Raw genomic sequence first — 15,374 nt, 5'->3', positions numbered from 1 at the left:
TGTGAGCCATGCGCGGCGCACACCTCTTGGCCGGCGAGGAGCGTACGCTCCGGACCGTGCACGCACCAAGAAAATCGGCCGGCCCCACCACCAAGGCGGGCAGAACTGCTGTGGCATCGGCGATGCAACACCTTGAATGAAGCTGTCACCCAGCTTCCCGCATTACCTCAGTGGAGGCGACGGTCTTACCGCACGGCGCACCAGATACCAGGGATAGGCGCGAGATCACACGTTGCACGGGGCGGCCCGGAGGCGCACTTCATCAACCAATCCGAAGATCCTCAGCTGACGTCTTGCCTGAGCGCCCGCTCTTGACCTCGTAACTCACCCGAGTCCCCTCTTCGAGGGTGCTGTAGCCGGCCTTTTCCACGGCACTGATGTGCACGAAGACATCGGCACTTCCGTCCTCCGGCCGAATAAAGCCATAACCCTTGCTGGAATTGAACCACTTCACAATGCCCATTGCCACGGTGTCATCTCCATAGTGAACCTTCGTCATCTAGCGAAGAGTCTCGGAGCCATCAAGACGCGTGGCAAAAAGACGCTCTTGCTGGAAATCACATCCGTAAACTTTTTCTCCCAATAACTGAAGTGCCGGCTGTTTTGTCCACCGTCACCCCTGATCTCGAAACCTCTTCGCTTCAGAGCTCGGGATCCTGATGGGCGTCCAGGCTGCGGCTCATTCATTGCGGATTACGGCGTTACGACAGAATTGCACAGCCAAAGGCGTAGCGTGGCATCCGGGTGCCGAGCTGCAGCAGATGCTCCGGTCTTCCTAGCAGAACCGGCCGTAAACTCCTTTGCGCAACCCGGAGCAGGATCAGCAGCCCGCGTCATCTCTGCACAGAACGTACACTCACCCTCGGCCATGTAGACAGTTGCCTCCTAGCACGACGTGATCGCGATGGCGCTTGAACAAGCCGGTCGAGATCTTCAGCGGCAGCGTGCGCGTCGCGAGGGCGTTCGTGCGGTCCCGGAGCGGCGGCATCTCTGAGCACGGACCGATGATTTTTAGAAATCCGTGTCAGCCTTCCGCCAGTCAAAGCCGCGTGAGGCGATGGAGACCATGTTGGTCGCCGCGATTTTCGCGGTCCTTCTGCAGATGAGACCGCTTCTTCTCGTCGGCAGTCGACGATATCTTTGTTATCGAGGCCGAGTTCGATCTCCGCATAGAAGTCGAATGCCTTCTCTGCGAGGTCGACGAGGGTAGCGACCTCATCGATACCCAGAAAATCGAAGCCGGCCCTGAGCGCCCACGTCGATCCATCATCATGGTCGCGGCTTCGTCACGACTCATTCGTAATGAAGCGCAACTGAAGGTCTTCGGCCGCGTCGTTCTTCTCGAAGCCGGGAGAAGCGAACTCCGAGATGTTCAAACGCGCTCGCTCCTGATGTTCCCGAAGAGAGCACTTTGGCTGGGTGCGCCGGCGCCGCTCGGGTTTTGCGCGAACCCCAAAAAGGGATTTGGCCCGTTGCTCGATTGGCCAAGCGAGGAATGGGGGTGACGAGCGGGTTAGTAATGGTCGAGAAGCTCGGCATGTTGCCTCGGGCCCCCATATCACTGCGATGACTATTATTATCAAAGATAGCTTATGATAATGATACCTATCGAATTTGAGGTCCTCCTCCGCACCCCGATCGCCGGGCGCCGGTCCTGTCACCGCCTGCGACCTGTTGTCGACCATACCGTAAATCGCGGACGACAAAATGGCTTTGAACTATTCGAGCACGAAGGAGATGGCGGAATTCTCCAAAGATGAGCTCATGCACTTGGCGGCGAAGGCGAAGATCTCGGAGAAGCTCGTCATCGATATGGCTGCGGAAACCCTCCAGCGATTCAAGAAAATGTGGGCGGAGCGCAAGGCAGATCTTCCACTGGAAAAGAACGTCGTTGACGTCGTCGATGCGCACGCCGCCTTGATCCCGCTTTACAACGAGCTCTGAATGGTGGCGTACGATTGCGGTAACTTTTGCCGGCGTACTTCGAGGAGCTGGTGGGAGGATCTCCGGGAATTCGGCGCTAGATCCGCGGCATTGGCGGCAGACCCCGACGGAGGCATGGATGGATGCCAGCGCGCGCTGCCACGATTCGACAGGTGAAGCACCGGAACATCATCCTACACCGGGTCGCTCTCCCCGACAGGCGGACGGCTTCCGCTTCTCCGACTGTCGATTATCGACAGCGCCGAGTTCTCGCCGAGAGGTGCATCGCGCATCCAGGCGCCGCGAGCAGCGAGCAGACTACTAACGTTCAGCGCAAGTGAGAGAAGCGACGCAAGATCACGGCAGCGGACTTTGTGACCCAAGGCGGCCCCGCGACGCGCAGAGGGAGACCGACAATGACAAATGCTGACGATCCTGAACAAAGTCAGGCAGAGAGCGCGATTTCATCGGCCTTGTCGAGGACCCAGGCTACCACCGCTCATGGCGGAGCTGCTCACGAACCTGTGCGGCGAGGCCGTCGGCACCTTTAAGGAAGTCCACGGTCACGATCTAGCTCTAACACCTTGGCGACAAGCTGAAGACCGGGTTGTGAAGGCATGCGGGCGTGGCGAAATGGTAGACGCAACGGACTTAGCAGCCAAACTTGGGTGCTCCCACTGCTCAAATCGGAGAAGCCTTCGCTGGTAATCCGGGCCAATCGTGACTGGCAAGAGAATTTGTTGGGCTTTGCCCGCACCGGTTCAAGTCCGGTCGCCCGCACCACTATTTTTCAGTTGTTCCCTCCGATTGATATCGCGCCTACGTACAGCTGTACTGGCCTTTGTAGTGCCGATAGTGTTGAGCATTAGCTCACGCAGGACTGCCGGTTCGAGGATTTGGACTTCCTTGCCATCGCGCAGCCTGCCGATAGCCATAAGCAGCTTGCGAATATCATAGGTCGAGTTAAAGACCTCCGGCACACCACGTTCGACGTTGAGGAGCGTGTAGACGGCCTCCATCGCCGTGCGAACCGAATATTCGGTCGTGAAGATGCAATCGCGCTCCGCCGACTCAGCAAATTGACCGATGAAAGCAAAGTTGACCGCGCCTGTGGGCACAACATTTGGCCGATCCCCCGCCTGCCGCGGCATGAACAAAGAGGTGACATACGGCATCATTACCGGCACTGTCTTTGCTCCCGTCGCGGCGAATTCCGGTATGTCCTCAACCGGCACGCCGAGGTGGTACAGCCACTCCTGCGTGATTTCCTCGCCCGTGCAATCTTGCATCGATTTGTTGACGTAGTCTCCGGGTTCGTCGACAAAAAGTGAGTAGACCCAAACGACGATCTGATTGCTGGGCTGGTGCTTGAAATGCGGCTGGCGGTTTACGGTCCAACTGAGGAGCCAACTCGAATCCTTCGCCGTAACGATCCCTCCTGTGACGACCTTGCCGCTGAACGGATCGCGTTTGGCGATCTTGCGGATATATTCCGGAATGCGCGCGTCGAGAGTCGTGACGGTCGCCGATTCCCATTTGGTTGCGGGGATTTTTCCTCCGAATACGTCCGGGCGGCCGAAAGCCGCGTCCTTGGCCGCTATGCGGCGCCACAGATCCCATGCAGGCGCCGGGCCTTCATCGAGCTTGGAGGGCGTGTGATGGTCTCCCTCGTCCGAGTTCTCGGTGAGCGATCCGATAGTCATGAATACAAGATCATCGGCGCCAAGGTCGACGCTGCCAGCGACGCCGTCCTCCAACCAGTGGATGGTGGTGGCCTGCTTGCGTCCGGCCTTTATGTCGAAATCGACATCAGTAACTTCGACATCGTAGCGGAAGCTGACGCCTTCTTCCAGCAGCCATTTGCACAGCGGTAGAACCAGGGATTCATACTGATTGTACTTCGTAAACTTCAGCGCGCTGAAATCCGGGAGGCCTCCGATATGGTGGACGAACCGATGGAGATAGAGCTTCATCTCCAGTGCGGAATGCCATTCCTCAAAGGCAAACATTGTGCGCCAATAGAGCCAGAAATTGCTGCTCAAGAAATCCGTTCCGAATACTTCATCGATCCGCTTATTTTCCATCTCCTCGCGGGAGGCCAGAAAGATAGAAATCATTTCCTTCTGCGCGGCTTCGTTCAGTGTGAAGAGGCCATCCGTATGCGCATCCTGCCCCCGGTTCACCGTCGCCCGCTGCAGTGAGTAGTTCGGATCATCCTTGTTCAGCCAGTAGAATTCGTCGAGTACACTGGCCCCCTCGATTTCGAGCGACGGGATCGATCGGTACAAATCCCACAGACATTCAAAATGATCTTCCATTTCGCGGCCACCGCGGATCACGAAACCTCTCTCCAGGTCGTGGCTACCGTCGAGCGCCCCGCCCGGTATCTTCAGCCGCTCCAATATAGTGATCCGATCGCCGTGCATGTGGCCATCTCGGATCAAGAAAGCCGCGCCTGAAAGCGCGGCCAGGCCCGAACCAACGAACCAAGCCGTCTTATTGTCCACACCTTTAGGTTTGCGCGGGCGCGCGAATGCTTCGTAATTTCCGCTACAGTAATACATGGCGGCAGTCCATCCGATTGGATTGATCGACTAACAGACGGCTCATCAAAAGACGTTCTCGGGCGCCAGGCATTTGCGTGGGACGCCGACCGTCAGACCGCCATCGATGACGATCTCGGAACCTGTTAGGTAGCTGGAATCATCGCTGAGCAGGAACAAGACGGCCTGCGACACCTCCTGCGGCTCCGCTGGTCGGCCGAGCGGTATGGGGAAAAGCGAGGAGTCGAAGCTCTCGGCCATCGGGCTCGCGACGAGGCCGGGATGGATTGAGTTGACGCGTACGCCGGAGGCCGCGGCTTCCAAGGCAGCGGACTTGGTTATGCCTCGCACGCCGAACTTGGAAGCAACATAGGCATGGAGCCCTGCACTGCCCCGCAGCCCCTCGACCGACGAGATGTTGACGATCGAACCTCCGCCCGCACGCCTGATGGCCGGCAGAGCTGCCTGCATTCCGAGAAATACACCGGTGAGATTGACGGCCAGGGTCTCATTCCACCGATCGAGCGGGAACTGCTCAAGCGGGGCCATGTTGGCGATTCCCGCATTGTTGACCAGGCCATGCAGCACGCCGAAGCCAAGTTCGGCGCTAGCAACCGCCTTGGCCCAGTCCTCCGGCTGGGTAACGTCTTGACGGACATAGACGGCCGAACCGCCAAGTTCGGCGGCGAGAGCCTCTCCCTCTGTATGAAGAATATCAGTGATTACAACCTTGGCTCCCTCAGCCACCAGCAGGCGCGCATGAGCCGCCCCCAAACCGCGGGCCGCGCCCGTCACCATAATGACTTTGTTATTCAACCGTCCCATGACGGATCCTTGCTTTGTCCTGCGGATCAATGGCGATGCATCGTCTTCCAGGCATCGAAGAGGACGCGAGGATCGTGCTGGCCCTTGTAAAAGGGTGAGACCGGACGTTGGAGATCGAGTAAGCCGAACACGGCGATCTGTGCCGCGCGCACTGAGTATTCGACCGTAAAGACAACGTCGTCGGGAATCTCGCAGAATTGACCTATGAAGGCCAGATTGCGCGATCCATTCGGGATGACCTTCGGCCGGTCAGTCCTCGCGCGCGGCATGAACTGCGCGGTGATGTAAGGCATCATCGCCGTAACCACACGCGACGTTTTCAGAACGTGCGGGATGATCTCGTTGAATCGCAGGTGCGAAAGCAGTTCGACGAGGATTTCACGCCCCGTGCACTGCGACATCGGCTTATGCACGAAATTGCCCGGCAGGTCGGGGAAGAGCCCGTAGCCCCACCACACCCAGACATTCTTCGGCTGTTCGTAATAGTGCGGTTGACGATTAAGGACGATGGTCAAAAGCCAATTGGAGTCCTTGATCGTCACCAGTCCGCCGTTGCCCGCCTTACTGCCGGAGAAGACTTCGAGCCGGTCGAAGAAGCACGCGTCGTCCGCCGTGACGGTGAACGATTCCCATTTTGAACGGTCGATTTTGGAAACGAAAGCCGTAGGGTTTCCGAAGTCTGGGCTTTTGGCGGCCAGTAGCTCCCAGAGCTTCCACGAACCTCCGCTTCGCGCCGTCTTCAGCACTGGAACCGTGTCCATCGAGCCGTAGCTGGTATCGGATGTCATTGAACCGTTGGTGACAAACACCAGATCGCGTTCAGCCAGATCGATGGCACGGTCCTCGCCACCCTGCCGATAGTGCAACCGCGTTGCAATCTTCCGCTGGCCTTCGATCACAATATCAATATCGATCACTTCCGCCGCTATCTCGAGGCGTACGCCGCGGGCCTTCAACCATGCGACGATCGGGCGGACCATGGCGTCGAACTGGTTGAACTGCGTCCGGTAGATCCCCGCCATGGTGTCGATCGTCGAGAACAAATGCAGGAACCGCAAACAGTAGCGCTTGAACTCGACCACACTGTGCCAGGGCTCAAAAGCGAAGGTCGTTGACCAAATGATCCAGAAGGTGCTCTGGAAGAAGTGGGATCCAAACCAGTCCTGGATCGTCCGGAGGGCAAGCACTGACTCTGGAGTCCCGCAAAGCACGATTAAGTCTAGTCGGTCTCGCTCGCTGAAGCCCAGATCGGAAACATCGACGATCAGACCGCCGGATACCAAGCGAGCTTTGTCGTTCCAGAAGAACTCCTGATGGAATTCCTTCAGTTCCTCCGTCACCGATTTAGACGGATCCGCAATCGACGGAATGAACGACAACAAATCGTACGTGCAGTTGAACTTTTCCTCGAACATGCGCCCGCCGCGCATGACATATCCGTCCTTCGGGTCCCCATGCGCGTCAAGGCTTCCGCCGAATTGTTCCGTCTGCTCGAACAAGACAATATTCTGGCCTAACAGCCCCCCCTCCTTGAGGAGGTAGGCCGCCGCGGCCAGGGCAGCGATTCCTGTTCCGACCAAATAGGCCCGGCGAGGAGCCGCCTGCGTCGCTGGATCAGGGCGAGAGGCGAGAGGGTCAGAGCACATGAAGTTCTCCAGCCTGGTAGCGGTTAGACCATTCAGCATTGAGCCTGTGCAATCCGCGCGCCGAAGGCGGCGCGTGCAAACAATGATCGCAAAGCACGGCTCCTGGAGCGGTCCACCGCTACCATTACCCGAATCTGGTAGATTTCAGCCGGCGTGCTGCCTGGAGTTTGCAAGCTTGGCGACGGAATTCGAGCATCGTCACGTCAGCTTTCCGACCACTACCGTCATTACCCAGACAAGACAGAAGGCAACCGCACAGGACGGCCTCGTACAAGTCAGAGCAATCGGTTCCAGGAACCATGCGTCATCGCCTTTGATGATGACTCCCTGTTGAAGTTCTCTGAGACCAGCCCCAGATGAAGCTCGACACGAAACGTCTACGCTATCCGACTGCGGTGCGGCCCGCCTCATCACGCAAATTGTGCCAGACTTGCATCACCTCTGGCCAGGCAGTTGCGTGAAGCCATTATGCCGTCAACCGCCATCCTACACCGGCATCAACCGCTTGCCGGCACGTCCCGTAGATTCCGTTTTCTATCTCCAGAACGTCCTGTCTGCGGCCTGATTAACGGGAGTATTTCATGACAAGCAAAGGTAAATCGAGGAAACCCAGTCACGAGGCCTTCATCGTAACTGGCGAGGGGAAAGTCCTTGGAAAAAGGTCGACGGTGCCTGGCCCACGACGACGGGAAGGGCTTCAACGTCGAACTGATCGCGCTACCCGTTGTCGGCCGACTCGTCATCCGCGAACGCAAGGATGCCAGTGCGTAATCGTCTTCCCTGATCAGCGTGCGATCCTACCCGGAACAGCGGCGAGCCATCTTACGGATGGACGAACCCCCGTTGAGGACCGGCGCCCCAACGTGCAGGGCTCTTGCCCCGCACTGGACACGATGTCGGCATTTCCCATGACCTAGCCCACGACCTAGTCTTGCGCAAAAAGTCGTTCAAATATCGGCTGCTCCAACCGCTTGCGCTGATGCCGCTGCCGCGCAGTGCCGTGCCCTCGACACGGGCTAACGCCTATGATTTTGGCTTCACCTGCAAGGCACCCCAAACCCTGAGAGCCCGGGCAGTAAGCTTGGCGCCGGCCAGTTCTCTCCAGGACTTACCCACTTCGATCCAAGTGCTTTTCCGGGCCGGCAAGTTATCCAATGTTTTTCGTGCAATTGGTGCGAGATGCGCGGTTTCGGACTTCGGATCACGGTTCGCATCTTCTAGAATTTTGAAAGCTGCCTGCTCTGATCGTGCCCACCCTGCTTCGGTGAACCTGCTTTCGCCGAAGTACTCCAAGCATGTGCGGAATGTCAAAGCACGGGCGATGACCGTATGGTTTGGCAGTTCAGCCTCGTTCAGCCACTTCCGGAAATAGTCGCACCGCTTTTCGCTGCTGAAGTCGAGAAGATCGCGGCCTTCAAAGATCAAAAGCGCAGCCATACCGGCAATTTCGTATCGCACCTGTTCATCCTGCTTCTCGAACCAGTCGCGGATCGTCTGCAAGGGCGTCATAGGCCGCGTCACGACCGATGTCGCTGTCTCGCCGGTGCGATTGAACGAAACGACATTTTCCAGCGGGGGCATGCGCGGCCAGGGCCTCCCATTCGCGTCCCACAAGACCCACCGCTCTGCGATCGCTTTTGCTTCTTCGGGCGATCTCGTTCGCCAAAGCTCCTTAAGCGCCTCGTCGACGTAGTACGAAACATCCGCCTGCAGGCCACACGTACGCGCGATCGCCGCGAGGCGTCCAGCGTCAAGGAGCCGCGCCGCGAAGTTGTTCTCTGCGTTCATTTTCCGAGGCCTTTCGCGCCCTTTTCCAGCGCGTCCCGTTCATTCCGCTCCATGTGATCGAACCAGGAGCCCGGGGGGAATGTCGCTATGCGCTGGGCAAAGAACGATTGCGGCTCCCAATCCTGTCCCTCGCGCTTCTCGAAAATGATGACACCTTTGCGGGTGAGGTAATCGGGCCCTGGGATATTGCAGTTCACCAAAAGGAGAACCCGCCACAGATCGCCTTTCGTAAGCTGAGCCTCATCCACCTTCGGTAAATAGTCCACAGCAACAGGTTCTACGATATTGCAACGGCCATGCCTGAGCAGATCGCCTAGCTTGCCTTGTGGGGTGGTCACGAAGTTGAAGTTGGCCGGATCATGCAGAAAGCGAAGGTTTGCGTCCTTTTCACCGTCCGTGACCTCGGCGGCGATCAGCGAGAGAGCGAAAGCGCGCCAGCCCAGTTCCAGCGACTTCGCGTATGTCGAGGCGATCTTTGGCGTTCCCTCAGAAGAACACGTCCAAGTGATGACAGACACTTCGTGTGATCGATTGTCGTGGTGTCTGGTCCACGAAAAGAAAACATATTCGCTTTGGTCGGCTCCTCGAGCGACACCCCAGCTTCGAGGGACCAGGTGGGCTACTTTCGAGACTTTGGAGATAATTTGTTCGACGGTTTCACCGTCTTGCGCCCGCCAGATTGATTTGACTTTATGCACGAGAGGGACGTCGTTGAGGCGAACACCGCTGTTCGAGACAGCCGGGTCAGCAAAGCAGATCAGCAAGAGACAGAGACAGAAGAAGGGGCGCGCATTTTCCAACCATGTCTCACCTGCTGCCCGCTCTCCGCGGCGAGCTCAATAAAAAGGGGACCGCAACTACGCTCTCCTCGGCCCTGAAAGTTAGCGGCGACGTGACGACGCGCCCGTCGGTATCGGCCGAGCAGACGCCGTCCTGTCCTCATGTCACGCGCCGCTAACCTCAGTGGCCAGCCACGGCCTCAACTTGCGAGGATCTGCATTCTTCGTGCCAGCCGATAGTCGGCGGTGCTCGATGTTTTCGTGTTAGCTTTGGCGACTTTCCGACATGGTCAGGTCCCGATCCCTGCACTCAAGCGGGCCTTTAGCGGCCTCTTATGCCGATGGCATTAAACATCGACACCCTAATTATGCATGTCACGAGCGGCGAACACGGCTCAACCGTGCGCTCAGATGTAAACGTCTGTATGTATTGGATAGATGCCTCAGAGCGATCAGTTTTATCAGCAGCCTTAACGACAACCGTCGCGCAGCGCGCCAACCGCCGTGATAACCGTTTAAGTAAAAACAATTCTTTGATCGCTGATGGGTACCGGCATTGGTCGCAAGAGCCGAGATCAGCCTGTCTGATTGCAACTCAACTGACTGCATTCCCAAGCGTTCCTAATTGACGTCGACGAATACACCTGTGCAACACGCTAGGCGTGAGGGCCAGCCGCGACCGGACTCAACAGGAAGGCGCGGATTGCGGATGAAAGAATACCGACGAACTGTTCCAATTTCCGTTCACATTGTCGCTGATAGCCGTGCCAAGCTTGGCGCCACTTCCGGCATGCCGGACCACGAATACGACGTTACGGCTGAGTTGCTCGGCACCGGTGCTACCGGCTACGCCACAAACGAAGCGGTGGTTGTTAACGTCGATTTGCGCGTCGTCGAGAACATTGAAACCCTGAAGGGCATGCTGCCGAGCATTTTGCGCGCGCCCAAGCGTGTCTTTGTCGTTGACCAATCCACACGTCTCGCAACGGTCCAAGCCTATGCGCTGGGCGCAACACACGTACTGGTGAGTCCACTCAAGCCAAATCAGCTTCTTGAGACGCTCTCCAACCCAAAGGCTTTGCCAGGCGGTTCAACCAAAGTACTTTTGAGCGGCGAAAAGATCGCTTCTGAAGGAGCTGATTCTCTTTCAGCGATGTTTCGAGCTGCCGCAGGCGGCTTTACGATCGATGTGCGGAGACATGTCGCGCCGGCAATGCTATCGCCGACTACATTACCGAGCACGGTCTTGCGAAATGGCTGACGGTCGTTCGTCGTCACCACGAAGGTACCTATCAGCACTGCCTTCTGGTGACGGGCATTGCAGTAAACTTTGGCTTAGATTTTGGCATGGCCAGGCACGACATTGATCGCCTGCATGCTGCGGCGATATTTCACGACATCGGTAAAGCAACGATACCACTTACGGTGCTGGACAAGCCCGGCAAGCTCGATGAGCGCGAACGATCCCTGATTGAAACTCATCCCGCGGCCGGGTACGAGATACTCTTGGGAACCGCCGAGGTCTCGCGGGAAATCCTCGATGCGGTACGGCATCATCATGAGTATCTCGACGGCAGCGGCTATCCGGACGGTCTCTGCGCCGAGAATATTCGGGACATTGTCCGCATCCTAACGATCTCCGATATCTTCGCGGCGTTGATCGAGCACCGAGCGTACAGGACGACCATGTCTCGCGATACCGCTTACGAGGTCCTGGTCGGCATGAAGGGCAAACTGGAAAGTCCGCTGGTCGATGCGTTCCGGCATGTCGCGCTCAGCAGATAACTCCCGACCACTCTCAACACTCGCGATGCCACGAGCGCGATTCGAACACGGTATTCTGGTGTGCAGAAAATCGGAATTCGATGAGGGCTGACAAGCATATTGGCCGACATGCGGTTGGCGCGAGTGCCGGCTCAACGCCGGATACTCGCGTACGATAGATATGCGCGAGCCGGTCTATGACCGGAGATCAGGCCAGGCGATTAGAACCGGGTGACTATGTTTGCTGGCAAGGCACTCCTGATATGGACGTTGGCGTCATCAGGAGTGTGGGTTCGGTTTGGAGTTGTATCCCCGGTGGGCCAACGATCAACAAACCTCGCCGCTCTTCAGCAGCAAATTCTGCAAGCCAGCCTCCAAAATTTACCTCGGTGTCAACCTGCCATGTGCGGTTCGATACCGCAATGTCGCGAGTCCGACCCGCGCGAACACAAGCTTCAGGAGCTTCGTGCCAAGCCCATGTTTTCTCTTCTGCTCGAATACGGTCTCGCAGCACTTGCGATGGCACACCGCTTGCTGAGCCAGTGAAGCGATCCGGTTCGCGCTGTCAACCCGACTCGCAATGGCGAGCCGGCGCTCGGATGAGCCAGCCCAGAGCCGAGCTGCTCGACGAGCGGCCGCGGAAACTTAACATGTCAGAATTGAGAGGAACGTCATGGCTACTACCATCACAATCAACGTGCAGAACGACAGCCCCTCGCTTCAGAACTTCTTCTTTTTCCAGCAGCCGGCGATCTACACCGGCGGGCCCGAAGTATATACCAATAGCTTATATTCGCAGGCGCTATTACCCTACGGGACGTCCGGAGCAATCCTGACGTTTTCACTGGTGCTGCAAGATTACGCCGGCGTCCAACAACAAGTAACACCGCCGACAGTCGGCAAACCATCGGGGCAACTCGCCGCCACGCAGGCGATCACCGTGACCCCTGCAGCCGGCGGAGCGCCGACCAGGAACACTACGACCATGACGGTCACGCCATCGCTCGGGCTTTCGCCGCCGGTATCCACGGCTGGTCCGCAGGCCGGATCTTTCCGCATCATCACGCCGATCTACAACCCGACCTTGGAAAACTACAATGCCGGATCGGCCCTGCGGACGCTAACCGGTGGCGTCACACTATCCAACTTCGTGACAGCCCAGCCCAACAACAATCTGGACTGCCAGCCGATTCGCATCTTTTACGTGCAGACCGGCACCTACACGGCGGGCACGGTGATGAACTTCACCGCATCCTCAGCCACGGCCGCCGTCTGCGACGCGACCCCGGGATACGCATCCTTCAGCGTAGTGTATAACGCCGACGGTACATGGACGATCAAACCGTTTGCGCTTTTTCGCGGGTCGGGTGGCCACGGCAGACTCATTCCAGGCGCGACCGCTACAAATGCCGAGGTTCTCAACGAAGCCGGCACAGCTACGGTCTCCACCGGGTATGTTGCGGAAAATAACTTCAGCCCACCCATCCTTGTGCAGAATCTAAGTAATGCTGCCGCGATAAAACTGCTTGGGGACTATCAAGTCGGCCCCATCGGAGGCGCGAAGCTAGGAACGACGTGCATTGAAAAACAGGGAAATTCAGCAACTTTCGCGCCCTAAAGCTAGCCCGTGTCACGGGCCGCTAACAGAGATCTTCAACGTAAGTGCCCCTCGGGGCACTTACTCGTCCTCAACTCCAAGGCTGTTCGCTCCTTGGTCTGGAGCCACCCGGCATTGTTTTGTGATCTCCGGTACGCGGGTCGGCGAAAGAGCGTTGCAATCAAACAGGCGTGAGAACATCGATGTCAAACCCGGATTGATTCCCGTGGTACACCATTCCATTCTTTGCGCCACTTAGCTGAGCCCCGACCCAGGACATCGTAAGACCATATGTTCTTTCTGGATGCCGTCGGTGGGGTGGTTCTCCCTACACTGGCCGTGTTGAACGAGCGTTGCTGAGGGAGCCGATCCTCACGCCAGGAGTACGAACCATGTAAGATATTAGCGGTCCTTTTCGTAGGTCGGGATGTTCTCAAAGATCGACATGCAGTTGCGGTTGCCGAGAGCGGACACCACGGTGAAGTTCGTTATCTGGGTGACGTGTCCTCTGACTACGCGTCGGTGGGGCGGCTCGTCCGCAAACTCGCGGCCAAGTTTACTTTTCGGCCGGTTAAGCGAAGCTGTACGTTGACGCCTTCGAAGCGCGCGGGCATTCACTTACACATCGTCGATGTTAGCTTTTTAGGGCAACGCGGGCCTGGGCTATTCCCGCTCGCACGTACCGGATTTGTGAGTACACGTCCTCGACGACCCCGACAAAGAGCCCGTCGGATCCGTGGTGAGAGCTGGGGAATGTCGTAAACATTGCTCCAAGTCGGTCAATATTGGTTTTTGATTAGGCACGGCCGCGGCCGCTAACCCTTAGAGAAGAACCACTGAAGGTGCTTTTCTTCCCCACGCGGCCAAGTACCTTCGAGCACTTGTCCTGCCAGCCTTAGCAAGCATGCAACTGCGCCAGGAGAGTGGGCCCGGCGCCGGCCGCAGCTGCTCGGGTCTATAACCCAGCGCTAGGGACATCGCCAGGGATTCGTCGGCGGATCGGTGTCCCAAGGTGCCGTAGAAGGTGGAAGAGCCTCGGGCGGTCCTTTGTCAGAGCCAGGGCCGTGAGAAACTGGCCGGCATGTCAGAGGTGTGATCCAAGTCGCGCGATTGAGGTTGTGACGCCGCCTCCACCTTCATTAACTGCTTTCGATACTCGCTGCGGTGCATCGCGCGAACTTCTCGCTGGAAATCCAGCATCTTGCTCTCTGAACCGAACATCTCCTGCACGGATTTTCCATCGGTCATGATCTGGTAGCCGTTCGGCAGGTTTCTAATGGCCTCGTCACCTTCTTGAGATGGTCGAATTGCACCGATCAGGGCAAGTGCCAGGACTCGAAAAACGACGGAAGAACGAAATCGCTGACCGCGACGCTGTCAATTCGTATTCCTCGCTCTCGACGGCATCGCGCACATTTCATAAGCGTAGAGCTTTCCGCCGACATTTTTCGCCCAAAGCCGTGCTCCCGGATCGATCAACATCTCCAGTAATTCATGCGATGCTGTCGTGCTGACTCTTTGACTGGCAGCCAGTGTCGTCTTGACGAAGACCATGGATATGGGCTGCCCGTCCTTGGTGATGTCGTGATAGCCGAGCGCGTAGAGCGATGTGCCCAGTCCATCGTACCAAAGGATCTTGGTGAGCTTGCCGCTTTGCCCGCCGGCCCGTGTCAACGAGCTCAAGCCGTTCGACTTGCGCACTGCGCCTATCACTGTCCATAAGGACAATTCTCAACAATCCGCCTCATTCGGCAAGGCGGCCTTCACCGGCTCACCGAATAGATACGATCCTGCCAGAGCCGTTGTCCGAGCTGAGGTCGGGAGTCGACTGATCCATACTAGTCGGTAAAGTCGAAGGAAGCGAGACGGATGGTAGGAAGGCAGCCTGCCCGACGGGAGGCCGATGACGTAGGCGTGCCGGAATAGATCGGAGCCAATTTCGCCCCGCCCGAGCGCGGGCAGCTACGCTGCGGCGTCGTCAGCTTTTCGAAAGCTTGCTCTGGTAGGATGTCTGCTCAGGTGATCTTGGACATGAGGCTACGTGAACCCGCACAATTGTCACCCCGCCAATGTAATAGTTCGGTCGCAGGTGCAGCTTGCCACCTCGGAAGAGCTGCAAAAGGGGCGGCGACGCAACAGGCGTTTGAGCCGTCGTTGGCGACGGGGCTCCCAGCAAGCACCGGTACGTGCCCTCATCAGTCTGAAGAAGACCGGCGCCGCGTTGATGACGCGACCAATAATGCTGCGGCTCGGAATCATCAAATGGGGCTCATTTAGGCAATACTATCGAACTTGGCCGAGTGCAGGCACGTTCTGCGCTTTCGATTGTCAAGCGTTTGATCTGCGCAATCGGCAATCTTATCGTTCACGCCAACAAATTCTAATCGCTGAAGGATGAAGGTGCCGTTGGGCAATCCTGCCGTTCGCTGCGAGCCTGCCGCTCGCCGTGCGACCGGCCCAGGGGGCCATCTCAGAGGACGACGAGAGTTTCAGTGAAATGATGACGCGT

12 protein-coding genes are annotated in these 15,374 nt (G+C 57.6%); 4 read left to right on the top strand and 8 right to left on the bottom strand.

Features of this window, described 5'->3' with window-relative positions; all coding sequences use genetic code 11:
* Positions 1–262: 262 nt before the first annotated feature.
* The gene (locus ACVW17_RS16230) at positions 263–469 is read right to left on the bottom strand and encodes a cold-shock protein (protein WP_456797538.1); all 207 of its coding nucleotides are present in this window, start codon (positions 467–469) and stop codon (positions 263–265) included.
* A gap of 1,238 nt (positions 470–1,707) precedes the next feature.
* On the opposite strand from ACVW17_RS16230, the gene ACVW17_RS16225 reads away from it, so the two are divergent.
* Positions 1,708–1,944, top strand: coding sequence for a hypothetical protein (locus ACVW17_RS16225; protein ID WP_456797537.1), 237 nt, complete (start codon positions 1,708–1,710; stop codon positions 1,942–1,944).
* A gap of 740 nt (positions 1,945–2,684) precedes the next feature.
* Here ACVW17_RS16225 and ACVW17_RS16220 read toward each other — a convergent pair.
* The 5 genes from ACVW17_RS16220 to ACVW17_RS16200 form a co-directional block, all read right to left on the bottom strand.
* Positions 2,685–4,487: an oleate hydratase gene (locus tag ACVW17_RS16220; RefSeq protein WP_456797536.1), complete on the bottom strand. Its 1,803-nt coding sequence runs from the start codon at positions 4,485–4,487 to the stop codon at positions 2,685–2,687.
* Positions 4,488–4,532: 45 nt separating this feature from the next.
* On the bottom strand, positions 4,533–5,291 hold the full coding sequence (locus ACVW17_RS16215) for a glucose 1-dehydrogenase (protein WP_456797535.1): 759 nt from the start codon (positions 5,289–5,291) through the stop codon (positions 4,533–4,535).
* Between the two features lie 26 nt (positions 5,292–5,317).
* Positions 5,318–6,937 carry an oleate hydratase gene (locus ACVW17_RS16210; protein WP_456797534.1) on the bottom strand — a complete coding sequence of 540 codons (1,620 nt, stop codon included), beginning with the start codon at positions 6,935–6,937 and terminating at the stop codon, positions 5,318–5,320.
* Positions 6,938–7,960: 1,023 nt separating this feature from the next.
* Complete coding sequence (locus tag ACVW17_RS16205) at positions 7,961–8,725, bottom strand: hypothetical protein (protein WP_456797533.1); 765 nt, start codon at positions 8,723–8,725, stop codon at positions 7,961–7,963.
* On the bottom strand, positions 8,722–9,525 hold the full coding sequence (locus ACVW17_RS16200) for a nodulate formation efficiency C protein (RefSeq protein WP_456797532.1): 804 nt from the start codon (positions 9,523–9,525) through the stop codon (positions 8,722–8,724). Before ACVW17_RS16200 ends, ACVW17_RS16205 begins: the two co-directional genes overlap by 4 nt.
* Before the next feature lie 682 nt (positions 9,526–10,207).
* Here ACVW17_RS16200 and ACVW17_RS16195 point away from each other — a divergent pair.
* From ACVW17_RS16195 to ACVW17_RS16185, 3 genes are all read left to right on the top strand, one after another.
* Positions 10,208–10,765: a hypothetical protein gene (locus tag ACVW17_RS16195; RefSeq protein ID WP_456797531.1), complete on the top strand. Its 558-nt coding sequence runs from the start codon at positions 10,208–10,210 to the stop codon at positions 10,763–10,765.
* 47 nt (positions 10,766–10,812) lie between these two features.
* Complete coding sequence (locus ACVW17_RS16190) at positions 10,813–11,289, top strand: HD-GYP domain-containing protein (protein ID WP_456797530.1); 477 nt, start codon at positions 10,813–10,815, stop codon at positions 11,287–11,289.
* A gap of 652 nt (positions 11,290–11,941) precedes the next feature.
* Positions 11,942–12,886, top strand: a complete 945-nt coding sequence (locus tag ACVW17_RS16185) for a hypothetical protein (RefSeq protein ID WP_456797529.1) — start codon at positions 11,942–11,944, stop codon at positions 12,884–12,886.
* 1,029 nt (positions 12,887–13,915) lie between these two features.
* On the opposite strand, the gene ACVW17_RS16180 is transcribed toward ACVW17_RS16185, so the two are convergent.
* A complete protein-coding gene (locus tag ACVW17_RS16180; RefSeq protein ID WP_456797528.1) occupies positions 13,916–14,113 on the bottom strand; it encodes a hypothetical protein in 198 nt (65 codons plus the stop codon).
* Between the two features lie 129 nt (positions 14,114–14,242).
* Positions 14,243–14,566 (bottom strand): hypothetical protein, encoded by a 324-nt coding sequence (locus tag ACVW17_RS16175; protein ID WP_456797527.1) that lies wholly within the window; start codon positions 14,564–14,566, stop codon positions 14,243–14,245.
* Positions 14,567–15,374 lie beyond the last annotated feature (808 nt).

The sequence above is a fragment of the Bradyrhizobium sp. USDA 4473 genome (assembly GCF_054063335.1).
This window is presented reverse-complemented; position numbering and strand designations above follow the sequence as displayed.